Here is a 21,559-nt window from a genome sequence, read left to right on the forward strand (position 1 = left end):
CAGGATCCGTTCAATGCGACGCGCTCTAGATACAAAAATAGCCGCCCGGTTGGACCCGAAGCAGCTTGTTATGCACTTCGACAATGTGTCAGTGGCTACTTTGCAATCATGTAGGCATCGTCAGTGTAGAGTTTGCCAACTCCACCATAGTGGCCCACGCCAAACACGAATGACTGAGGTGTACCTGATCCGTCGGAATCCCGCCCGACCGGCCAGGTTGCGTTCGACGACGATTGCCAAAACACCCCGTCCAGATACCAATCGATGCCTACCCCTTCATAGAGATCCGCGCGCAGCTGAAACCAGCGCCCCTTCGGGGCGGGAACATCGTTAGCCGGATTGTGGACTCCGGCCGCCGCATTCTCCACATGCAGCATCACCACATCGTCAGTCGGATTGTCGGTCAGGTTGACCCACCATGTTGGGTCCTGCTTGAAAGGCGATTGCTCGGTCACCTTGAACTGGAAGATATTCGTCCAGCCGTTTCCCGCGTATTGGTAATCGGAGGAAATGAAAAACCACGCGACATAAGTTCCATCGATCCCTGACGGCGACACCGCCTGGAGCGGACGTCCGAAAGCGTCGTTCTTGGCCAGGCCGCCTGCAAAGAGCCACTCCTTGTAGACTTTGGAGTGGGGCTTCCCGGCATTGATGGCAGCCAGCGTCGTTTCGAACTTTCCGAAGCTGTTGCCGCCGTGCGAGGATACATTCCCTGCGCCGGTCGAGACCAGGCCGCTGATAATTGCGTTCAGGCTGGGATCGGCTTCCGCCGGATTCTCCGCCTGGACGAAAGACCAGTCGGTATAGCACGAGGCTCCGGTGCAAGGCCCCTCCTCCCAGTCCGCTCGCCAGTAGGGCGCATTCTGGGCATATGCGGCGCCAGCTGGCGCCATGGCGGCGGTAATGGTGCAGATTGCCGTCAGCACCAACAGATGAGAAATCTTCTTCATGTCGATCTACCGTTCCTTTCTAAGCTATGGATTCCAGGCACCTCTTGCGCCACTTGCTTCTTTCACCCTCGAACACAGCGCGTCCCGAACGGCGCTGTACCGCCAACTCAAGCCGGCGGCGCTGAACCTTCAAAGGGTATCCGGAAAACAAAAAACCCGCCTCGGGAGGGCGGGTCGGCGGCGCGATTAGCACCATACCCAAATTAGTAGCATAGCTGCCGGCACAAAGCAAGAACAAAATGTGGCATCTGCGACGAAACTGCCGACAGGCACAGGGGCACCGCGGATGACGTGGCTCTTGCCGTTGTTAAAAATCTCTCATAAGGTATTTTCATATCAGAAAGAAAATCCGACCGTTTATTTCCTTTTATGAAAGCCTGAGCGTTTGCGGGAACATCTCGATCAGACCGACCGGCGACTGGTCAAGCTGCTGTCGCAGGATGCGCAGCTTGGCGTCAACCGCCTCGCGGAGAAGATGGCGATCTCGGTGCCGACGGTGCGCATGCGGCTGCGCAACCTGCTCGACCGCAACCTGCTCAAGATCGTCGGACTGCTTAACCTGACCGAACGCCCCGAGCTGATCTCGGCCATCGTCGGCATCAACGCGCAAGGGCGCGGCCGGGCGCGTGAACTGGCGCAGCGCATCTCCGAACTGCCTTTCGTGAACTCGGCCGCCGTCGTCACCGGACGCTTCGACATCATCGTCGACGTAACGGTGGCCGGCGATGTCGCCGATCTCTACCGCGTCACCAGCGAGCTGATCCCCGGCGCCGGTGAGCCGGGCGAAGTCGTGCGCAGCGAGACCTTCGTCGTCATGGCGTCCTGCAACAAATGGGTCAGCCTGCCTGAAGGCTGCTGGTCGGACGAGACGCGAAAGGAAATGGCATGAAGATCGCGGTTCTCGGCGGCCTCGGCCTGCAAGGCCGGGCGGCGATCGCCGATCTCGTTGCCAGCGACGGCGTCGAGCAAGTGGTCTGCCTCGACACCGCAACCGACGGCGCGGCGCGGCTTGGCGGCCTGACCGACCTTGCCCGGGTGCGTTTTGTCGTGCCGGAGGGCGCGATCGGTCCGGTGCTGGCCGATGTGATGAAGGACGTCGACGCGGTCATCGACCTGTTGCCGCAGCCGCTCATGCGCGAGGCGGTGCAGGCGGCGATCGCGACGCGCACGCCGCTGGTCACCACCAATTACGGCAAGGCCATCGCCGATCTCGCTCCCGAGGCCGAAAAGGCCGGCGTCTCGATCGTCACCGAATGCGGGCTCGACCCCGGCATCGACCTTGTGCTCTACGCGCGCGCCGCAAGCCAGTTCGACACCATCACCGCGATCGATTCCTATTGCGGCGGCATTCCCGAACCGAAGGCGGTGGTCGAGCCGCTCCGCTACAAGGTGAGCTGGAATTTCGACATGGTTCTGGTCAGCCAGAACCGCGACAGCGTGCTGGTCGAGGACGGCAACCGGGTCGATGTGCCGGCCGCCCGCCAGCACGACAATCGTTTCATCCACGATATCGAGATCGCCGGGCTGGGCAGGCTCGAGGCCTTCCCCAATGGTGACGCGCCGCATTATGCCGGCATGCTCGCCGCCGCCAAGGGGCTACAGCGCTCCGGCCGCTATTCGCTGCGCTGGCCCGGTTGGTCGGCGTTCTGGGCGCCGCTGAAGCAGCTCGGCTTCCTGTCCGAGGACAAGGTGCCCGGCACCGGCGTCAGCCCACGCGAATTCCTCGGCCGGCTGCTCGGTCCGCAACTGCAATATGGCGCCGACGAAAAGGACCTTTGCGTGATGCGCAACGTCTTTGTCGGCAGCGAAGGCGGCCGCCGCAAGACGGTGACCTCGGAGCTGGTCATCGAACGCGACCTCGCCTCCGGCCTGTTCGGCATGAGCCTTGGCGTCGGCTATCCCGCCAGTATCGTGGCGCAGATGCTGGCACGGCGCGAGATCGCCACGCCCGGCCTGCTCAACCCGCTGCTGCATGTGCCCGATGGCCGCTTCCTCGACGAGCTGGCCAGGCGCGGCATCAAGGTCGCCGAAACGGTGAGCTGGGATTGAAGATTTTCGAACGGTGGTTGCCGCCGGCAACGGCGCCGCCGCTCAAAAGGCGCCCCGATGGGGTGAAACAACAAGTGGAACAACAAACGACAACAAGGAGGAATGCCCAAATGAAGATTGCCAAGCTTTTCATCGCCGGACTTGCGCTCGCCGGCCTCACCGCTGCCGCCAGTGCCGGAACGCTCGACGAGATTACCAAGCGCGGTGAGTTGCGCGTCGCCGTGCAGACGCAGGGACCGCCCTTCTCGCTGGTCGGCGCCGCCGGCGAACGCACCGGCAGTTCGGTCGAACTCGCCGAACTGATGGCCAAGGAAATGGGCGTCAAGATCACCTTCCTCGACTTCGACTGGGACGGCCTGATCCCGGCGCTGCTGTCGGGCAAGGCCGATCTTCTGGTTGCCGACATGACGCCGACACTGGCGCGTGGCATGAAGGTCGCCTTCACCAAGCCTTACATGTACACGGGCAGCACCGTCTTCACCAAGGCTGGGACCGCCTTCAAGTCCACCGAGGACTGCAAGGCCAAGGGCACCAAGATCGCGGTGCTGCTCGGCGCCACCGGCGAGAAGGAAGCCAAGGCCGCCTTCCCCGATGCCGACATCAAGAGCTACAAGGGCGGCGGCCCGCTGCTGCTCGACGCCGTCAACAACGGCCAGGCCGATTGCGGCGTCAACGACGTCTCGGCGGTCAAGGGCCAGTCAACCGCTTATCCGGCCGGCAGCTTCATCATCATGCCGGACATGCTGTCGAAGGAGCCACTGGCCTTCGCCACGCGCTATGACGAGCAGGACCTGCTGACCTGGATGAACCTGTTCCTCGACCAGGTCAGCCTCGACGGCCGCCTGCAGAAGAACCTCGATTACTGGGTCAATTCCGACGCCTGGAAGAAGGATCACTGAGTAGAGGGAATAGGGAGTAGGGAGTAGGGAGTAGGGAGTAGGGAGTAGGGAACGCTACTCGCTACTCGCTACTCGCTACTCGCTACTCGCTACTCGCTACTCGCCATTCACCAGTCACCAGTCACCGCCTCACCATGCTCGAAAACTTCAGCTTCCGCACCATCGTCGAATATCTGCCCCTGTTCGGGCAGGGCCTCGTCACGACCGTGTGGCTGTCTGTCCTCTCCTTTGCCGGCGCGCTCGCCGTCGGCATCGTACTCGCCGCGATGAACCTGCAGCGCGGCCGGCTGTTCCGCGTCCCGGCCAAGGCCTATATCGATGCAGTGCGCGCCACGCCGCTGCTGGCGCAGCTTTATTTCCTCTATTTCGGCCTGCCGCGGCTCGGCTTCGTCCTGCCCGAGCTCGTCGTCGGCATCCTGGCCCTGTCGCTGAACAGCGGCGCCTATGTCGCCGAGATCATCCGCGCCGGCATCCTGTCGATCCCGCGCGGCCAGGTGGAGGCCGGCGTCGCTTCGGGCATGACCTATGTCCAGCGCATGCGCCTCGTCATCCTGCCGCAGGCGTTTAAGGTGACGATCCCGCCGCTGCTCGGCCAGGCGATCGTGCTGGTCAAGGATTCCGCGCTGTTGTCGCTGATCTCGGTCGCCGAACTGACGCGCGCCGGACAATTGCTCGCTTCCGACCGCTTCATGCCGGCCGAAGGTTTTATCACCATCGCCGCCTTCTACCTGCTGCTCTATTACGGGCTGAAGGGACTGGCGGCACTCTCCGGGCGCTGGCTCGGCCTGGCGGGGGCACGGACATGATCTGGCAGCAACTGCAAAGCATCGCCGGCAGCTATCCCCTCGCCTTGCGCGGCCTCGGCATGACCGTGGTGCTGTCGTTGATCAGCCTGGTGCTGGGCACCTTGCTCGGCTTCGGCCTCGGCATCCTGCGCACAGGCGGCAACCGGCTGATCAGCAGCGCGATCGGCGGCTGGGTCGACCTGATCCGCGGCACTCCGTTCCTGGTGCAGATTTTCCTGATCTTCTTCATCCTGCCGGAACTCGGCATCGAGCTCGACGCCTTCACCGCCGGCATCATCGCGCTGACCAATCTGGCCGCCTGCTTCATCTGCGAGATCGTCGTCGCCGGCATCCGCTCGGTGCCGACCGGCCAGGTCGAGGCGGCGCTGGCGTCCGGCCTGTCGCGCTGGCAGCGCATGCGCCAGGTGGTGCTGCCGCAAGCGATGCGCATCGTGCTGCCGCCGCTGGTCGGGCAATATGTGCTGCTGATCAAGGATTCCTCGGTCGTTTCGGCCATCGGGCTCACCGATCTCACCCGCGTCGGGTGGCTGGTGGTGCAGCGTGTGCCGAACGGCCTGCTCGTCTTCTTCCTCGTCGGCGTCGGTTATTTCATCGTCTGCTACCCCCTGATCATGCTGGCCCGACGGCTGGAACAGCGCATGGGCGCAGCCCATGGCGAGGTGCAGCTATGACGAACCTCAGCAGCAAGAATGGTGCCGGCATGATCGAATTTCGCGGCGTCAACAAATGGTTCGGCCAGCTCAACGTGCTGAAGGACATTACGCTGAGCGTCGAGCCGCGCGAAGTGGTCGTCGTCTGCGGCCCGAGCGGCTCGGGCAAGAGCACCTTGATCCGCTGCATCAACGGGCTGGAGACGATCCGCGACGGCGACCTGACGGTCGACGGCCAGCGCCTCGGCGACCCCGCCACCAACATGACGCGACTGCGTACCGAGATCGGCTTCGTCTTCCAGTCGTTCAACCTCTATCCGCACAAGACGGCGCTCGAGAACGTCACCCTGGCGCCGATCCATGTCCGCAAGATCCCGCGGACTGAGGCCGAGAAGGCCGGGCGCGAGCTGCTCGCCAAGGTCGGCCTCGCCGACAAGGTCGATGCCTATCCGGCGCAGCTCTCAGGCGGCCAGCAGCAGCGCGTGGCGATCGCGCGCTGCCTCGGCATGCGCCCTAAGATCATGCTGTTCGACGAGCCGACCTCGGCGCTCGATCCCGAGATGATCTCAGAAGTGCTCGACGTCATGGTCGCGGTCGCCGAGGAAGGCATGACGATGATGGTGGTGACGCACGAGATGGGCTTTGCCCGCAAGGTCGCCCAGCGCGTCGTGTTCATGGACGCCGGCGCCATTGTCGAGAGCGGCACCCCGGACGAGTTCTTCTCCAACCCAAAGACCGACCGCAGCCGCGCCTTCCTGAGCAAGATCCTGCGGCATTAGGGTTCAAACTCAACTCAGCTGGCTGTCGTCGATGGCCGAGATGGATGGAAAGCGGCCCTTCGCTGGACGTTCCCTAATACGACAGATGCGCGCCGGGCTTCCTCTTAGGGCGGCCATTGCCGCACTTCCACCAGCCGCTTCCCTTATGCGGGCATCAAATCGATGACCCGCATGATCGCGACCGCACTGCTCGTGTTCTGGGTGCCTTCTGTCGTAGCGCCATTAGCGCAGGCCCAAACATCGCCCTTCTTGACTGTGAACTTTTGTTTGTTGTGAACGACCGAAAGTTCTCCCTCAGTCATGTGGCAGAGCATGTCGTTCTTCATCATGTTGTCAGCCGTCTTCGCTCCGGGCTGAATGACAACATCGCGCAGCTTCACCGTTGCATAGGCTGGTATGACCGACTTGCGCTCGCCAAGCGCTACAACTCTGACGCCGGGTGAGACCTCTTTGCCCTCATCGGGGCCGTAAGTCTGGGCGGCTGCTGGTGTCCCCCAAGCGATCAGAGGCGTTGCGGCCAGTGTAAGACCGAGTGCAAGTGTGGATCTACGATTGACGGCTTCCATTGTTTCCTCCCTGTTCAAAAGTTGGTCGGAAAGGCAGGCCAACAATCAACGATGGGCCGTTGCGGCGAAGAGTCAACTGACCTTCCGAGTTAGTTCAGTCTCGCTCGCGGCTAGCGAGTTTCACAAACCACTCGGGTCGCCGAGACGGAGAGGGGAAATTGCGCTGACCATGTCATTGCGTGCGACCTTGTCCCGACATCAAAGACATTTCGTTCTTGCGAAGGCCCTCGCTGCCAAAGACCCCTCTCCGGCCGCTTTGCGGCCACATCTCCCCCCGCTTGGCGGGGGCGAGGAAGCCAAACCTATTGCATATCGGCGTGGGTGCTCAATTCGGCCCTCTTCTCATCCGAGACGACGGCGAGGTCGAGGACCTTCTGCAATTCGGCAGCATGCCGGAACGACGGTTCGGCCTGGACGCCGTTGCGGACTGCATCGATGAAGCGCTGGTAGTTGGTGGGCACCGTTCCGGCGTCCAGAACTTGCCATTTAGCGTTCTCGACGTCTTCGCCGAGGAAGGCATGACCATGATGGTGGTGACGCACGGGATGGGCTTTGCCCGCAAGGTCGCCCAGCGCGTCGTGTTCATGGACGCCGGCGCCATCGTCGAGAGCGGCACCCCGGACGAGTTCTTCTCCAACCCGAAGACCGACCGCAGCCGCGCTTTCCTGAGCAAGATCCTGCGGCATTAGGAGGGCATTAGGACAAAGCGGACCTCAGACGATGCCGTGCTTTCTCAACAGCGCCTGCTCGTCGTCTGATATCCAGCCGAAAACCTTCGGCTCAGCGTCCAATTTCTGCACGAGGTAGTGGACGTCAAAATCTATCGCCACCTTCGATTGATCCCTGCGGGCATAGGTTGCCGTCCAGGCGACATGGGCCACGCAATGATGTTCGTCTATCGGCGAGAGCCTGAGGTTGCGTATCCGCATTTCCTTCGTACCTATGGCGCGATAGTGCGCATAGCCTTGCGCCATGACCTGCTTGAGTTGCCCATCGTTCTTTCCAGTCATGACCCCGGCGGGCGAAGCCGCTATGAAGTCCGAAGCATACAGCGATGCGACTTCATCCATGTCCATGTCGCCGCCGAGGGACTGGTTGAAAAAGCGCTCATATCTCTCGAATAGCTTCCTTACGCTGGTTTCCATCATTTCATCTCCAGGTGAGGCTATGTTGGGTGGGAGCAGGAAACGCTCCGCCGATCTCCGACATCCGCAATGGCCTCAGCCATGATGACTTCGTCCCGGGGGTGGAGCAAGGAGCGAAGCGACGCGGCGCAGACCCTGGGATGACGAATGCGTGGTGCGACCCGATTGTGCACGACTTCGATGCCACCCTTGTCGCCGCAGACGCAACAAGCGAAGCCCTGTTGCTCGGCCCTCGTGATGGCGAGCGCGCGGCTGTCGGAGGCGCGCTCGACCCATTTCAATTTGGGCGATCGGAGCTATAGCCGCGCCCCTAGTCAAGCACGACCACGGCCTCCACCTCGAAGAGCATCGGGTCGATTGCAAGCTTGGGAACGGGAATTAGAGTCTGCGCCGGCAGCGCCTCGCCGAACATCTCCTTGACGTTCTTGGTCAAGACCCCAAGCTTGGACATATCGTGATCGACCACAAAGACCGTGAGCTTGGCGACCTGATCCGGCCTGGCACCGAGCGCATCGAGGGCGGTGCGCAAATTTGCGTAGGCCTGCGCAACCTGGACAGCGAAGTCGGGCGACAAGGCTCCCGTGCTGTCCTGGCCGCCCTGTCCGGAGATGTAGGCCAGCCGGGCTCCGCGGGGCGTGATCACCGCCGTGCTGTAGCCATTCGGCGATGGGTCATAGAGGTTTTGTGGATTGACGATGGTCAGCTTGAGATCATTCGCTGTGGCAGTGGAAACGCCCATGGTCATCACGATTAACCCTCCGATAAGCAGGCGCTTGGCGCGTGGCATGATTTTCTCTTGGCTCTGCCGACTGCGAGCAAGACACCCTCGCGGCCGGCATGATTGATATCGGCGATCGACTCGTACGCCGCACGAGCCAGTCGCATGGTACGTCGTACGAGTCAATCGTTCAGGATCGACATTCGTCGCGTTGCCGGTCAAAATCGACGGCCCGAACAGCGAGGAAGACGGATGGCAGCCAAACGTAGCGGCGCCCGGAGCACGCGGTCTCAGCGGACAAGCGGGTCGCTCCAGCCCGTGCAGAAGCCGCGCAGTGAACCGCCTCTCTCGCGGGAACGTATCGTGGCGACCGCGGTAGAACTGCTGGACGCTCAAGGGGTCGACGGATTGACGATGCGAGATCGGAAGAGCACACNGTGCAGAAGCCGCGCAGTGAACCGCCTCTCTCGCGGGAACGTATCGTGGCGACCGCGGTAGAACTGCTGGACGCTCAAGGGGTCGACGGATTGACGATGCGTCGGCTGGCCGATCGCCTCGGCTCGGGCGTGATGAGCCTATATTGGCACGTCGACAACAAAGAGGATGTCTTTGATCTGGCGCTCGATTCGGTGCTCGAATATGGCGGACCGCCGCAACTGGTTGAACCTCGAGACTGGCGCGGAGAAGTCGTCCATATGCTCGAAGACTGGCGCGCCAGCATGCTGCGCCATCCTTGGTCGGCATCGCTGTTGCCGCGCCGGGCGCTCGGCGCGAACATCCTCAGTCGCCTTGAACTGCTGAGCAAGACCTTGTCCAGGGCCGGTGTGGCGGACGCAGATTTGAACGTCGCGATATGGTCGCTGTGGAACTATGTGATGGGCGCCACCATCAGCCGGGCGAACTTCGACCTCTCGGACGACGGCAGAGCCGACACGCAGCAGCGCCTTACAGGGCTCAGCGAACGCTATCCGACGATCGAACGCTCTCGTCTGCTGTTGGATAACGATTGGGATGGTGCTTTCCGGAAAGGCCTCGGCTTCCTGCTCGATGGCCTCTCTCCAAGACAATGAACTCTGCTTTCAGAGCCGTGACTTCCTGCCGTGAATGGCGGAGATGCAAACTCGGTTTTGTTTTGACCCTGACCGCCCCCGCCCCGCCGCGAGGAACCCAGGCCTATTGCGCATCCGCGTGCGTGCTCAATTCAGCCCGCTTCTCATCCGAGACGACGGCGAGGTCGAGGACCTTCTGCAATTCGGCAGCATGCCGGAACGACGGTTCGGCCNCGCTTCTCATCCGAGACGACGGCGAGGTCGAGGACCTTCTGCAATTCGGCAGCATGCCGGAACGACGGTTCGGCCTGGACACCGTTGCGCACTGCATCGACGAAGCGCTGGTAGTTGGTCTGCACCGTTCCGGTGTCCAGAACTTGCCATTTGGCGTTCTCGACGTCTTCGCCGATGCAGGCTTTCAGCTCTGAGCCGGTCAGATTGTGCACGACTTCGATGCCGCCCTTGTCGCCGTAGATGCGCAGACGGAGTTCGTTCAAATGGCCGGTCGCCCAGCGGCTGGCATGGACGACGCCGAAGGCGCCATTGCTGAAATCCAGCGACATCGTGAAACTGTCATTGGCGTCGAGCCCGTACTCGCCGATGCGGTTGCCGGGCGCCTTGTCGAAGGATCTCAGCCGGCAGAACACATGGTCGATATCGAGCGCCGCGCCATAGCTGGCGAAATCGAGGATGTGGATGCCGACGTCGCCCAACACGCCATTGGAGCCATGGCCGCGCGACAGCCGCCACAGCCATTTCGGATCGGTGCGCCAGTCGCCCCAGAACTTGGACACCAGCCAGCTCTGCAGATAGGACGCCTCGACATGCCTGACCGTGCCGATCTCGCCGGCCAGCACCATGGCGCGCGCTCTCTGCAGCGGCGCGACGTTGCGATAGGTCAGGTTGACCATGTTGATGATGCCGGCCCGCTCGGCGGCATTGGCCATCTCACTGGCCTTCTCGAAATTTTCGGCCAGCGGTTTCTCGCACAGCACCGGCTTGCCTGCCGCGATCAGCATCATGGTGGTCGGATGGTGGATGCGATCCGGCGTCACGTTCGCCACCGCATCGAACTTGCCCCATGCCAGCGCCTCGTCCAACGACGCGAACCGGTTGGGGATACCGTAGATGTCCGAAAACTTGTCGACACGCGTACGGTCGAGATCGACGGCGCCGATCAGTTCGACGCCCTCGATCTTGCCGAACTGCCTGGCGTGCTCCTCCGCCATCCAACCGGTGCCGAGTATCAAGAGGCGCATGATTCTTATCCTTAGGACAGGGCTTTATCTTCTTGTTCGACCATGGATTTGTGGTCTAGCGAAAGCCGGCTTCGCCGGCGGAATGAAGTTTTCCGCCGCGCTCGACGATCGGCTCGAGCGCCTTTTCCGCCGGCACGTTCGGCGCATCGAGGATGGCCGGATTGGAGCCGAGCGGGTTGTGCGCCCATTTCACCGCATTGCGCAGCACCTTGTGGACGTTGGCATCGTGATAGGTCGGATAGGTCTCGTGGCCGGGCCTGAAATAGAAGATGTTGCCGGCGCCGCGGCGATAGGTCAGCCCCGACCGGAACACTTCGCCGCCCTGGAACCACGAGATGAACACGGTCTCGAGCGGCTCCGGCACGGCGAACTGCTCGCCATACATCTCCTCGTTCTCGAGCTCGAAATACTCGCCGATCCCGGCTGCGATCGGGTGGTTGGGGCTGGTCACCCAAAGCCGCTCGCGCTCGCCCGCCTCGCGCCATTTCAGCGTACAGGGCGTGCCCATCAGCTTCTTGAAAATCTTCGAGAAATGGCCGGAATGGAGAACGATCAGCCCCATGCCCTCCCAGACACGGCGCGCCACGCGCTCGACCACTTCGTCGGCGACGGCGCCATGGTCCTTGTGCCCCCACCACAGCAAGACATCGGTCTCGGCCAGACGGTCGGCCGGCAGCCCATGCTCCGGCTGCTCCAGGGTTGCCCACGACACCGAAATCTCGGGGTCGAGCTTCAGCGCATTGGCAATCGTCGCGTGCATGCCCTCGGGATAGATGCCGGCGACCACCTCATTGGTTCGCTCATGGATATTCTCGCCCCAAACGACAGCGCGTATTGTCATGATGTCCTCTTGATTGTTTGAAGCTGGAGCCGCCCGACCGGTCAGTCATAATATCCCCGGCCGGGAATGAAAACCGTTTCGCGGCCGGCTGCTGACAATCTGTTGGAAATCGGGCGGGAAAGTCCACGCGGCAAAACCAGCGATGCCGGCGCTGTTCCCGCCGACATCTCACATGTTTGCGCTGCCTGCGAATAACCTAAGCGCCGCGGCCCTCTTGGGCGACGCGTGTCAGCGGCTTCGACAGCCGCGGCACCACGACAAGGCGCTTGATCTTGCCTTTCTTGTAGGCGGCGAGGAAGCGGGCATAGTCCTTGAAGACGACGCAGCCATTGGATTCGGCGCGGCCGCCGCGCAGCATGTAGGTGTGGGCGAGCAGGCCGTCGCGGCCATATTTGTTGCTGCCGCTGGCAGGGGTGAGACGCAGTGCCTCGACGCCGTGGAAGCGCGATTCCCGCAGCGTCAGATTGTAGGTGTCGGGCGGCGTCGGACCGACATTCTTCTTGTGAACGTAGCGCGGCTGGTCGACCATCGAACCGTATCCCGAATGTGCCTCCAGCCGCGAGCCGTCGGGCATATAGACGGTCTTGGCCGAGATGTCGTAGACGGCCACGCCGCTGCCCATGCCAGGCGTGGTGAACAGGTTCCTGAAGGCCCCGCCGAGTCCGCCGGAAGGCATGTCGGGCTTGGCATAGGCCAGCATGTCGCCGCCCTGCGTCTTCGACCGTTTGCCCGGCTTGCCCGACACGGCCGGCACTGCCGCTTGTGACGAATTGCGAGGCGACAGGCTGCCGGGTTGCGTCTCGACCGGCGGAGCATCGGCCGTCTGGACCTTGCTCGCCCTGGATGCCTGGGTCTTCGATGCCTGGGCCTTGGATGCCTGGGGCGGCTCCGTTTTTGCTGCCTGATCCTTTGGCGTCCGGTCTTTCGGCGCCCGGTCTTTCGAGGCTTGAGTCTGGGGCGCCGGCTGATCGATGACCGCCCGCGGACGCAGCGTCGGCAGCGGAATGCTGTCGGGCATGTCGTCCTGCGGCGGCAGCGAGGCCAACTGGACCTCAGGTTCTTGCGGCTCTTGTGAAGCCGCGGGCTCGCTTGCCATGACGGCTGCCGGGAGCACGTCGATCATCTGCTCCGGCAACGTATTCGCCAGCGCCAGCGCCAGGCGCGACGAGCGTTCGATCTCCGCCACCGCCGGCCCGAAGCGCACCGATGGCGGGCCGTTCGGGTCGGGTATGCGTACCGGCTCGGCGAACCGGGCATCGGCCGGCAGGCTGGCGAGCATGACGGGTGAGCCGGAGGAGGCACGGGCAAAGGCAGCGGCAAGCTTTTGCGGCGACAGCGCGGCTTTGGCCACCACGTCGTCGAAGCTGGATTGCCGCGATGCATCGGCGACAAGCGGCACGGTATTGCGCTTGAGACGCGCCGATTTTCCCTGGTGAACGAAGTTCGACGCCGACCGCAGGCAGTTGGCATCGCATCCGTGCTGCAGCAACTGGGCCGACAGCGCTGCGTTTGCCGCGGCCCATGTCGGGGCCTGCGCCTTTGCAAGGCTGCGGCGAGGATCGGCGAGCGCGATGGTGCGCGGCGCGAGCAGGCTTTGCGGGAGACCGTTGGAAGCGGCGGTGAGCGAGGTTCCCATCGAATAAAGGCCGGCCAAGGTCGCCACCGACCATAAAGCAATGGCTGCGCCGACGGCCGGAACCGCGACCCAGCGCAGGCCGGGCCTCATCGAAGTCAATCCAGTTGCAGGACTGTCACCCCGGGTTTTCGCACTTACAAACGCCATTCAACCACTCTCAATCGGCCGTTGCCGGCTAGCGGATTTCGCAGCCGTGACATTCACAGTTCGCCTGGTGCCCCCAGCACACTTCGCGTCTGTTGCCGATTGATTCAAAAGATGGACAAAGTTGGTTAACCAATCCCTCTACCGACCGCCGATTGGGCGACGGTCACACCGAAAAACGCCCTCCAAAACCTGCATAGTTGGCAAAACTGCCCTCCAATGATGACTTTGCTGCCCGTTTTTGTCGGCCGAGTCAAGAAAGCGAAATGACTAGACCTTGCTGGGCGGAGTCGGCGACGGCTGCCAAAGTGAAGCCAGGCCGACCAGAATCGCGCCGCCGGCAGCCGCCGCCATCAAGCCCCGGCGATCGGTCGAACTGGCGATTATCGACCTGCCACTTGTCGACCTGCCACTCGGGCGAATGAACGATTAACGTCCGGGAATTCAGGATAGCGGCAAGACGTTTGCTGCTCAGCGCTGGAACGGAATACCCAGCACCTCAAGCAAATTCCAGGAAAAGTGTGAAACGGTTTTCCGCCCGGAAAACGATGAACCGTTCAGACCACAGCCATGATTATGTGAGCCTGGATTTTGGCAGCAACCCCGCCGCTGCCATGCCTGTCTGCAATCGCGGCTGCGGCGTAGTCGGTTGCAGCATCCAGTTTTCCCGCCTCCCTGGCCTCGATTTCGTTGCGAAGGAGAGTGCCCTGGCAATAAGCAACGGCCGGAAGGCGCGGCGAGGAGGCACGGCTTTGTTCGGCCCTCGTCTCGATCACCACACCGGAAAAACCTGCGTCCTCCAGTTCGCGGCGGATCAGTGCCGTATCGTGGTAGCCATGCGGCGTGCGGGCCAGAAAGCGCGGCGGATCGTTCGGAAAAATCCGCGCCAGAGCATTCGTCACATCGTCGGCAAATACATTCTCCTCGATGCGATCCCATACGCTGAATAGGAAATGTCCGCCAGGCTTCAGAACTCGCCGGGCTTCGCGGTAGGCAGATGAGCGGTTGGGAAAGAACATCGCACCGAACTGACAACAAACGAGATCGAAGGCCGCATTTTCAAACGGCAGCGCCAGAGCATCGGCCTGGCGCCATTCGATGCGATCGTCGGGAGCTTGCCGCGAAGCGGCGTAGTCGAGCATCGGCTGGTTGAGGTCGGTTACGACATAGCTTGCACCGGAGGACAGTTTTGGCGCCAATGCGCGGGTCACAACACCGGTGCCCGCGGCGGTTTCCAGAACGGCCCTGGGCGACAAGGACGCGGCCCGTCGTGCAAGATCTGCGGCGAACGGCTCGAAAATCAACGGCACCATATAGCGGTCGTAGTTTTCCGGAATCGAGCCAGCGAACACCTTGTCCGTTTCCAACATTGCTATCCCCCGCCGTCCGTTTTATGGCTCGTCAGCATAGCATGGAATTGTCTGTTTTTCGGTCGCATTCGACCGAGCGGCGGTTCGCTCATGGACCCTCCGAAACGGCGTTCTGCAGTTATCTGCAAATGTGCTAACATAGAGTGGCCATGCACATTGGTGCGCGGCCAACATAATGGGAGGACGCGATGAAAACCATAAATCGCAGGTCTGCAATTGCGCTCGGCGTGACGGCGGCCGCGGTAACGCCTTTGTTCACGCTGGCGGCAGCTGCAAAGGCCAAGAAATACGGCCCGAAGGAAGGCAGGGAAATAGCCCCCGGCGTCAGGGTAGTTGAGGTCGGCACCGGCAATTCCGATATCCCCGCCTACAAGAGCATCTCAATTGTCGATGTGGTCTTTCAGCCGGGAGCAGCCGCTCCCGCAATGGTAATGGACAACGACATGGTATGTACCATTGCCGCCGGTGAATTCACGATCAAGAAAGCCGACAAGCAATTCAAGCTCAAGGAAGGTGACATGTATACCTGCTCCAAGGGCAAGACCGAGGCGGCAGCCAACACCAGCAAGGTGGTCGGCATCCACCGCATCGCCGTCTTGATACCTGCCTAGCGCATGCCAACGAAAACCGGCCCGCGTCCTCGTCCGGGACGCGAGCCTTTTTGATGATGTTCGTGGCGGTTTCTCTCTCGGTCCGCTTTGCAAGTGTGCGTTTATATTAGAGATCACGCAAGTTTCTGGATCACTGCCGGCCGGTATGCGCCCTGCATTGGCGGATTAGCAATCCGGCAGCGCGCTGAGCGTTTGGCTTCACGAAACGGCTCGGTGCTCTTCCCGGGCAGCCTCCCAGACCTCGCGCGCCGCGTCTGCATTCAGTGCCGCAATTCCCAGCCCGACGATCAGATCCGGCCATGCCGAGCGCCATAGGAAGGCGGTCACCAGTCCGGCCAGTATGATCGCGATGTTGGCGACGGCGTCGTTGCGGGCCGAGAGGAATGCCGCCCTGGTAAGACTGCCGCTGTGGTGGCGGTAGCGCGCCAGCATGTAGGCGCATGACAGGTTGACCGCCAAGGCGCCCAACCCCGCCAGCGTCAGGGCCGTTGGCTGCGGCGGCACCGGCATGTTGAACTTTTCCCACGCGGTCCACAGCGTCGCCAGGCCCGGCACCAAAAGGATAAGTGCCAGCGCCATGCCGACCCGCGAGCGGGCACGCAGCGACCATCCCATGGCGAGCAGTATCAGGAGGTTGACCGAGGCATCTTCCAGGAAATCGACGCTGTCGGCGAACAGCGACACCGAGCCGATCGCCAGCGCCACGGCGAATTCAATGCCGAAATAACCGAGGTTCAGCAGCGCGACGACAAGCACCACCCGGCGAAGGCCGTCCGACGTAATGGCTTGCTGCATGGTCTGTCCCGATGTGATGGTGTTGATGTTATTGCTGGCCGCCCCGGCTCTCGATGGTCTCGATCTCGCAGGGGCTTGCAAAAACCGCTATTTGAGGCCAGCCTAGGCCGAACATGGCACGTCTGTCACCAAAACACCTCCTGACTATGCTGCTCGCGGTCCTCGTGATCGCCGGGTTCAGCCTGTCCGCCGCTCAGGCTGCCGTCATGTCGGCCAGGATGGCGATCGACAGCCGCATGACCATGGCCGCAGATGCCGGCACCACCGACGCCGACATGGCCAAGATGGCCGATGCCAAGGGCGGCGACTGCAGCGCTTGCCTCAAGAGCTCGGCCGACAACGACAAACCGATGCAATGTGCGCCGACCTGCGTCGCACCGGTTCTGGCGGTGCTGCCGGAAGCTCTCCCCGTGACGGGACTGCTGCGGGCAGAGCTGCCGCCGGCGCTTCCCGCCGCGTTCCTGCACGGGCGAAGTCTGTTGCCCGAGCCATTCCCTCCAAGACCCAGCGCTCTCGTCTGACGCCGTTTCTGCCGTTTCCGCGGCTGATTGGCGGCGTTTGATCGTCCGGCTGCGCACAATGCGCAGCGGGCGCGGCAGCAATCCAATCGACGTAGCGACGTTCGCCGTCGGTTACCGCAGGGGTCACAAGGGTGAATTCCGTTTCAAGTCCGTTCATAACGCGCCGCAAATTCCTGTTTGCGGCAGCCAGCATTGCCGCCTCCGTGCCGATCCGCCCTGCACTGGCGCTGGCTACCGGCGAACACCGGATCAGGGTGGCGCCAGGCCAGGCACGGCTCACCGGCCCCGATGGTCCGCGCACTCCGGTATGGGCCTATGATGGCACGGTCCCCGGCCCGACACTGCGCTTGCGCCAGGGGCGGCCCGCTCGCATCATCGTCGAGAACGGACTGGGCGAGGACACCACGGTTCACTGGCACGGCATCCGGCTGCCGAACGCGATGGACGGCGTGCCGGGATTGACCCAACCGCCGATCAGGCCGGGCGAAAATTTCGTGTACGAGTTCACCCCGCCCGATGCCGGCACCTTCTGGTACCATCCGCATGCCGACAGCCTGGTTCAGCTTGGCCGTGGCCTTGCAGGCGCACTGATCGTCGAGGAAGCCGAACCGGTCGCGGTCGACCGCGAGCTTCTATGGCTGCTGCAGGACTGGCGGCTCACCAAGGATGGGCAAATCGCTGCCGGCTTCGGCAACATGATGGATGCAGCGATGTCGGGCCGCGTCGGCAATGTCGTCACCGTCAACGGTGCACCGCCGGCCGACCTGACCGTGAAGGCCGGCGAGCGCGTCAGGTTGCGGCTGGCCAATGCGTCACTCGCTCGCATCATGGCTTTGCGTTTCGAAGGCCACCGTCCGGTCATCGTCGCCATCGACGGCCAGCCCTGCGACCCGCATGAGCCGGAGGGCGGACGCTTGGTGCTTGCGCCCGCCATGCGCATCGATGTCGTGCTCGACATGCAGGGCGACCCGGGCAAGCGCTACGCGGTGATCGATGAGTTCTACGACGGCCTTGCCTACTCCCTGACCGCGCTCGCCTATGACGCCGGAGCACCGCTGCGCGATCATCCTCTCGATGCGCCGCTTCGCCTGCCGGCCAATCCGCTGCCGGCCCCCGACCTGGCCAAGGCCGAACGGCATGAGATCGTCCTGCAGGGCGGCATGATGGGCGGCGGCAAGCTGGCCGGCGTCGGCGGCATGATGAGCATGGCGATGCCCGGCATGAACGGCGCCGCCGCCTGGGCAATCAACGGCATGTCGATGACCGGCGACGGCCACGCGGGCATGGCGCCACAGTTCACGCTGGAACGCGGCGCCACCTGCCGTCTCACCATGCGCAACGAAACCGCATGGTGGCACCCCATGCACGTTCACGGCTTCAGCCTGTCGGTGCTTTCGCGCAACGGCTCGCCGGTACCGCACCGGCAATGGCAGGACACGGTGCTGCTCGCCCCCAAGGACACGATCGAATGCGCCTTCGTTGCCGACAATCCCGGTGACTGGATGCTGCACTGCCATGTCGCCGATCACCAGATGGCCGGCCTGATGACAGTGTTCCGCGTGACCTGAAAGTTTTGTCCAACCAAGGAGAACTGCAATGAAACTGACCTACCGCCTAGCCGCACTGTCCCTGCTGATCGCAACGCCGCTGCCTGCCTTCGCCGCCACGATCAACGCCGTCATGTACAAGAACCCGCAATGCAGCTGCTGCGAATCCTACGCCAACTATCTCGAGCACAACGGCTTCAAGGTCGACATCAAGCCGGTCAACAATCTCTCTCAGATCAGCAGCGATGCCGGCGTGCCGGCCGACCTCGAAGGCTGCCACACGCTGATGGTCGACGGCTATGTCGTCGATGGCCTGGTGCCGGTCGAAATCGTCAAGAAGCTTTTGACCGAACGCCCTGCCATCACCGGCATAACGCTGGCCGGCATGCCGACGGGCGCTCCAGGCATGGGTGGTGAGAAGCAAGGCCCCTTCGTCGTCTACGCCTTCACCAAGGACGGCAAGGCACCCACCGTCTACGCGACCGAGTGAGGCTATTGTGAGCAAACTGGCCATGGTCCTGATTGGCATGCTGCTAGCATTTTCGCTGCCGGTATCAGCCGCCGAGCCGACGCAGAACTTTGTCGTTCACGAGGCGCCCGCCCCCGTACCGGAAATCAGCTTCGAGGATGGCAATGGCAAGCCGAAAACGCTTGCGGATTTCCACGGCAAGGTCGTGCTGCTCAACATCTGGGCGACATGGTGCGCGCCCTGCCGCAAGGAGATGCCGACGCTCGATCGTCTGCAAGCCAAACTGGGCGGTCCGGATTTCGAGGTCGTCGCGCTGTCCATGGACCGTGCCGGTCCTGAGATTGTGAAGAAGTTCTTTGCCGAGATCGGCATCAAGCACCTCGCCCTCAACATCGATGCCTCGGGCAAGGCCATGTTCGCCATCGGCTCCGTCGGCCTTCCGGCAACCCTGCTGATCAATCGCGACGGCAAGGAGATCGGCCGGCTGATTGGGCCGGCCGAATGGGACGCGCCCGACATGGTCGACTTCATCGGCAGCCGCATCGCTGCCGAGTGAGAAAGGAACAGATATGTCCGGGTTGAAGGCTCACTGCCTTGCATCGGCTTTGAACGAGTGGAGGTGTTTGCTGCTGGGCGCCATTGCCATTGCGGCGCTGACCGTGGGGTTTTCGTATCGGGCGCAAGCCCACTCGCTCGACGAAATCGACACCATGCTTGAGGGCGACGAGAAATATTTCCAAACGATCGACAAGCCGGCGCCTGAATTCACGCTGCGCACCGCCGATGGGCGTGTCGTGCGAACGGCAGATCTGCGCGGCAAGGTGGTCGTCCTCCACTTCATCTACACATCGTGCCCGGATGTATGCCCCCTGCATGCCGAGAAGATCGCCGAGGTCCAGAAAATGGTGAACGGCACGCCGATGAGAGGCCAGGTCAGCTTTGTGACCATCACCACCGACCCCGCCAGGGACACGCCGGACGTGCTGCGCAGCTACGGGCAGACGCACGGGCTCGATCCCGTCAATTGGCTGTTCCTGACCACGACGGCGGATCAGCCGGAGGATGCGACCCGCAGACTGGCGGAGGCCTTCGGCCACAAGTTCACACTGACGGACGATGGTTATCAGATGCACGGCACCGTCACCCATGTGATCGACAAGGAGGGCCGCTGGCGGGCGAATTTCCATGGCCTGAATTTCGCTGCGGTCAATCTCGTCACCTTCGTCAATGCGCTCACCAACAATGTCGAGCGCCCGCACCATGAGCCGGAAACGGGATGGTGGGCGACGATCAAGGGCATGTTCTGAGGCACCATTCACATGCCGGCGGTCCGGCGAAACAGAGGGAAGGAGAACCCTGTGATCCACAAATCCAATTCATGGCGCGGAGCCATTGGCAAAATGGCCCGTGCCTTCGTCCTGGCCGGTGCGACGGCCTGGCTCGCGCTCGGTATCCACGGTAAGGCGATCGCCGCGGGCGAGATGTCCCAGGACCAGTTCGACCAGCGCATCCACGATTATATCCTCGCGCATCCCGAGGTCGTCATGGAGGCGCTGCAGAGCCTCGATGCCCGCCAGCGCGAGGCCGCGGCAAAAGAGGCGAAGGCTGCCCTGGCGGCCAAGGCCGACGATATCTTCCGGGACCCGGCGAGCCCGGTCGGCGGCAACGCCGAAGGCGACGTCATCATGGTCGAGTTCTTTGACTACAACTGCCCCTATTGCCGCCAGGTTGCGCCGATCCTGGCGCAAGCCGTGGCCGACGATCCGCAGCTCAAAATCGTCTACAAGGAATTCCCGATCCTCAGCACGGATTCCGTATTTGCTTCCAAGGCGGCTCTCGCCGCAATGCGCCAGGGCAAGTACATGGCATTCCACAAGGCCTTGTATGCGGTGAAGACGCGGGTGACCGAAGCGGTCGTGCTGAAGGTTGCTGCCGACGTCGGTCTCGATGTGGCTAAGCTGAAGACCGACATGCAGCGGCCCGATATCCAGGCGTCGATCGACCGGAATACGCAACTGGCACAGGCGCTGAAGATCAGTGGAACGCCAAGCTTCGTCGTTGGCGAGCAGATTTTCCCCGGCGCGACCGACCTCGCAACGATGAAGAAACTGATCGAGCAAGCGAGGAACAGCAAATGAGCCGGATATGCCATCCAACCCGACGGACGGTTGTTCTGGGCAGCGCCTTTGGCGTCGCTGCGGTCGTCGGCTTGCTCAAGGGGCCGGATTTGACGATCGCCGCGGAGGATTCCGATCTGGTGCGCCGCTTCAAATATCTCAGCCAGAACGGCAACAGCACGTGTTCGGCCAAGTTCACGGAGTCGATTGCGACCATGCCGGCGATGTCGCGGATCACGGGCTCGTGCTGCAGCCCAATGGAGACAAAGCGCTATGCCGAGCAGGTGAACGGTTTGGCCAGGTACCGCGAGATCGCGATGATCCCGAACGATCCGTACGATATTCCGGCCGGCATCGCACAGAAGATGATGCCCTACTACGATGTGAAACTCTCCGGCGACGAGCAGCAGGCCTATGACTATGCGATGGCCAATTCCAACGAGAAAGGCCCTTGCTGCTGCCAATGCTGGCGCTGGAAAGTGTATGGCGGATTGGCGAAGTTCCTGATCCGCGAGCAAGGTTTCACCGGCAAGCAGGTCGTCGACGTCTGGGATCTCTCGGACGGCTGCGGCGGAGGTATGTGAGACGGCAAGGACAGGACACTTCCGGTTGGCGGGACAAGGCGACAGGCGGCCGAT

The 21,559-nt window shown here is 62.5% G+C and carries 24 protein-coding genes and 3 pseudogenes; 17 read left to right on the top strand and 10 right to left on the bottom strand.

The genetic code is table 11. From position 1 onward, the window contains the following. Positions 1-95: 95 nt before the first annotated feature. Positions 96-950 carry a hypothetical protein gene (locus X760_RS61635; RefSeq protein ID WP_023720606.1) on the bottom strand — a complete coding sequence of 285 codons (855 nt, stop codon included), beginning with the start codon at positions 948-950 and terminating at the stop codon, positions 96-98. A 385-nt stretch (positions 951-1,335) separates the two neighbouring features. Between X760_RS61635 and X760_RS61640 the strand changes: the two genes are divergently transcribed. The 6 genes from X760_RS61640 to X760_RS61665 all read left to right on the top strand — a co-directional run bounded on the left by X760_RS61640 (position 1,336) and on the right by X760_RS61665 (position 6,133). Continuing rightward, positions 1,336-1,839: an Lrp/AsnC family transcriptional regulator gene (locus X760_RS61640; RefSeq protein ID WP_023677254.1), complete on the top strand. Its 504-nt coding sequence runs from the start codon at positions 1,336-1,338 to the stop codon at positions 1,837-1,839. Next, the gene (locus tag X760_RS61645) at positions 1,836-2,999 is read left to right on the top strand and encodes a saccharopine dehydrogenase C-terminal domain-containing protein (RefSeq protein ID WP_023720607.1); all 1,164 of its coding nucleotides are present in this window, start codon (positions 1,836-1,838) and stop codon (positions 2,997-2,999) included. Before X760_RS61640 ends, X760_RS61645 begins: the two co-directional genes overlap by 4 nt. 110 nt (positions 3,000-3,109) lie before the next feature. Further along, entirely contained in the window at positions 3,110-3,898 is a 789-nt protein-coding gene (locus X760_RS61650) for an ABC transporter substrate-binding protein (protein ID WP_023720608.1), read from the top strand. Positions 3,899-4,032: 134 nt separating this feature from the next. Further along, positions 4,033-4,704: an amino acid ABC transporter permease gene (locus X760_RS61655; RefSeq protein WP_023720609.1), complete on the top strand. Its 672-nt coding sequence runs from the start codon at positions 4,033-4,035 to the stop codon at positions 4,702-4,704. Beyond that, positions 4,701-5,375 carry an amino acid ABC transporter permease gene (locus tag X760_RS61660; protein WP_023720610.1) on the top strand — a complete coding sequence of 225 codons (675 nt, stop codon included), beginning with the start codon at positions 4,701-4,703 and terminating at the stop codon, positions 5,373-5,375. Before X760_RS61655 ends, X760_RS61660 begins: the two co-directional genes overlap by 4 nt. After that, the gene (locus X760_RS61665; RefSeq protein WP_023720611.1) at positions 5,372-6,133 is read left to right on the top strand and encodes an amino acid ABC transporter ATP-binding protein; all 762 of its coding nucleotides are present in this window, start codon (positions 5,372-5,374) and stop codon (positions 6,131-6,133) included. Before X760_RS61660 ends, X760_RS61665 begins: the two co-directional genes overlap by 4 nt. A 143-nt stretch (positions 6,134-6,276) precedes the next feature. Here the strand turns inward: X760_RS61665 and X760_RS61670 are convergent, their stop codons facing one another. Both X760_RS61670 and X760_RS76525 read right to left on the bottom strand, forming a co-directional pair. Further along, entirely contained in the window at positions 6,277-6,699 is a 423-nt protein-coding gene (locus tag X760_RS61670; protein WP_023720612.1) for a hypothetical protein, read from the bottom strand. A 302-nt stretch (positions 6,700-7,001) separates the two neighbouring features. Then, positions 7,002-7,208: pseudogene (locus tag X760_RS76525) on the bottom strand (gfo/Idh/MocA family oxidoreductase); the annotation flags it as partial. Here X760_RS76525 and X760_RS0138700 point away from each other — a divergent pair. Further along, positions 7,191-7,388, top strand: a pseudogene (locus X760_RS0138700) (polar amino acid ABC transporter ATP-binding protein); the annotation flags it as partial. The pseudogenes X760_RS76525 and X760_RS0138700 overlap by 18 nt on opposite strands. A 24-nt stretch (positions 7,389-7,412) precedes the next feature. On the opposite strand, the gene X760_RS61675 reads toward X760_RS0138700, so the two are convergent. Together X760_RS61675 and X760_RS61680 are read right to left on the bottom strand one after the other, a co-directional pair. Beyond that, positions 7,413-7,844, bottom strand: a complete 432-nt coding sequence (locus X760_RS61675) for a DUF4440 domain-containing protein (RefSeq protein WP_023720614.1) — start codon at positions 7,842-7,844, stop codon at positions 7,413-7,415. A 310-nt stretch (positions 7,845-8,154) separates the two neighbouring features. Then, the gene (locus tag X760_RS61680; protein WP_023720616.1) at positions 8,155-8,631 is read right to left on the bottom strand and encodes a RidA family protein; all 477 of its coding nucleotides are present in this window, start codon (positions 8,629-8,631) and stop codon (positions 8,155-8,157) included. 183 nt (positions 8,632-8,814) lie between these two features. Between X760_RS61680 and X760_RS79155 the strand changes: the two are divergent. Next, positions 8,815-8,982, top strand: a pseudogene (locus tag X760_RS79155) (TetR family transcriptional regulator); the annotation flags it as partial. Further along, positions 8,970-9,632: a TetR/AcrR family transcriptional regulator gene (locus tag X760_RS61685; RefSeq protein ID WP_031194470.1), complete on the top strand. Its 663-nt coding sequence runs from the start codon at positions 8,970-8,972 to the stop codon at positions 9,630-9,632. The pseudogene X760_RS79155 and the gene X760_RS61685, both read left to right, overlap by 13 nt. Before the next feature lie 143 nt (positions 9,633-9,775). On the opposite strand, the gene X760_RS61690 is transcribed toward X760_RS61685, so the two are convergent. From X760_RS61690 to X760_RS61705, 4 genes are all read right to left on the bottom strand, one after another. After that, complete coding sequence (locus tag X760_RS61690) at positions 9,776-10,870, bottom strand: Gfo/Idh/MocA family oxidoreductase (RefSeq protein ID WP_023720618.1); 1,095 nt, start codon at positions 10,868-10,870, stop codon at positions 9,776-9,778. Positions 10,871-10,925: 55 nt separating this feature from the next. After that, positions 10,926-11,711, bottom strand: coding sequence for a ThuA domain-containing protein (locus tag X760_RS61695; RefSeq protein WP_023720619.1), 786 nt, complete (start codon positions 11,709-11,711; stop codon positions 10,926-10,928). A 196-nt stretch (positions 11,712-11,907) separates the two neighbouring features. Continuing rightward, on the bottom strand, positions 11,908-13,437 hold the full coding sequence (locus X760_RS61700; RefSeq protein WP_023720621.1) for a DUF2778 domain-containing protein: 1,530 nt from the start codon (positions 13,435-13,437) through the stop codon (positions 11,908-11,910). A gap of 611 nt (positions 13,438-14,048) precedes the next feature. Beyond that, a complete protein-coding gene (locus X760_RS61705; RefSeq protein ID WP_031194473.1) occupies positions 14,049-14,861 on the bottom strand; it encodes a methyltransferase domain-containing protein in 813 nt (270 codons plus the stop codon). Between the two features lie 188 nt (positions 14,862-15,049). Here X760_RS61705 and X760_RS61710 point away from each other — a divergent pair, with 188 nt between their 5' ends. After that, positions 15,050-15,472 (top strand): hypothetical protein, encoded by a 423-nt coding sequence (locus tag X760_RS61710; RefSeq protein WP_023720624.1) that lies wholly within the window; start codon positions 15,050-15,052, stop codon positions 15,470-15,472. 198 nt (positions 15,473-15,670) lie between these two features. Here X760_RS61710 and X760_RS61715 read toward each other — a convergent pair whose 3' ends face one another. Then, positions 15,671-16,267 carry a cation diffusion facilitator family transporter gene (locus X760_RS61715; protein ID WP_023720625.1) on the bottom strand — a complete coding sequence of 199 codons (597 nt, stop codon included), beginning with the start codon at positions 16,265-16,267 and terminating at the stop codon, positions 15,671-15,673. Positions 16,268-16,380: 113 nt separating this feature from the next. Here X760_RS61715 and X760_RS61720 point away from each other — a divergent pair, with 113 nt between their 5' ends. From X760_RS61720 to X760_RS61750, 7 genes are all read left to right on the top strand, one after another. Further along, the gene (locus X760_RS61720; protein WP_031194474.1) at positions 16,381-16,788 is read left to right on the top strand and encodes a hypothetical protein; all 408 of its coding nucleotides are present in this window, start codon (positions 16,381-16,383) and stop codon (positions 16,786-16,788) included. 131 nt (positions 16,789-16,919) lie between these two features. Further along, entirely contained in the window at positions 16,920-18,356 is a 1,437-nt protein-coding gene (locus X760_RS61725; protein WP_023720627.1) for a multicopper oxidase family protein, read from the top strand. Positions 18,357-18,384: 28 nt separating this feature from the next. Next, positions 18,385-18,825: a DUF411 domain-containing protein gene (locus X760_RS61730; protein ID WP_023720628.1), complete on the top strand. Its 441-nt coding sequence runs from the start codon at positions 18,385-18,387 to the stop codon at positions 18,823-18,825. A gap of 7 nt (positions 18,826-18,832) precedes the next feature. After that, on the top strand, positions 18,833-19,360 hold the full coding sequence (locus tag X760_RS61735; RefSeq protein WP_198030522.1) for a TlpA disulfide reductase family protein: 528 nt from the start codon (positions 18,833-18,835) through the stop codon (positions 19,358-19,360). 67 nt (positions 19,361-19,427) lie between these two features. After that, a complete protein-coding gene (locus tag X760_RS61740; RefSeq protein ID WP_023720630.1) occupies positions 19,428-20,111 on the top strand; it encodes an SCO family protein in 684 nt (227 codons plus the stop codon). Positions 20,112-20,162: 51 nt separating this feature from the next. Beyond that, positions 20,163-20,942, top strand: a complete 780-nt coding sequence (locus X760_RS61745; protein ID WP_245278647.1) for a DsbA family protein — start codon at positions 20,163-20,165, stop codon at positions 20,940-20,942. After that, on the top strand, positions 20,939-21,505 hold the full coding sequence (locus tag X760_RS61750; RefSeq protein WP_023720632.1) for a hypothetical protein: 567 nt from the start codon (positions 20,939-20,941) through the stop codon (positions 21,503-21,505). The genes X760_RS61745 and X760_RS61750 overlap by 4 nt, the downstream gene beginning before the upstream one ends. Positions 21,506-21,559 lie beyond the last annotated feature (54 nt).

Source organism: Mesorhizobium sp. LSHC420B00 (genome assembly GCF_000503055.1).
Lineage (GTDB): Bacteria > Pseudomonadota > Alphaproteobacteria > Rhizobiales > Rhizobiaceae > Mesorhizobium.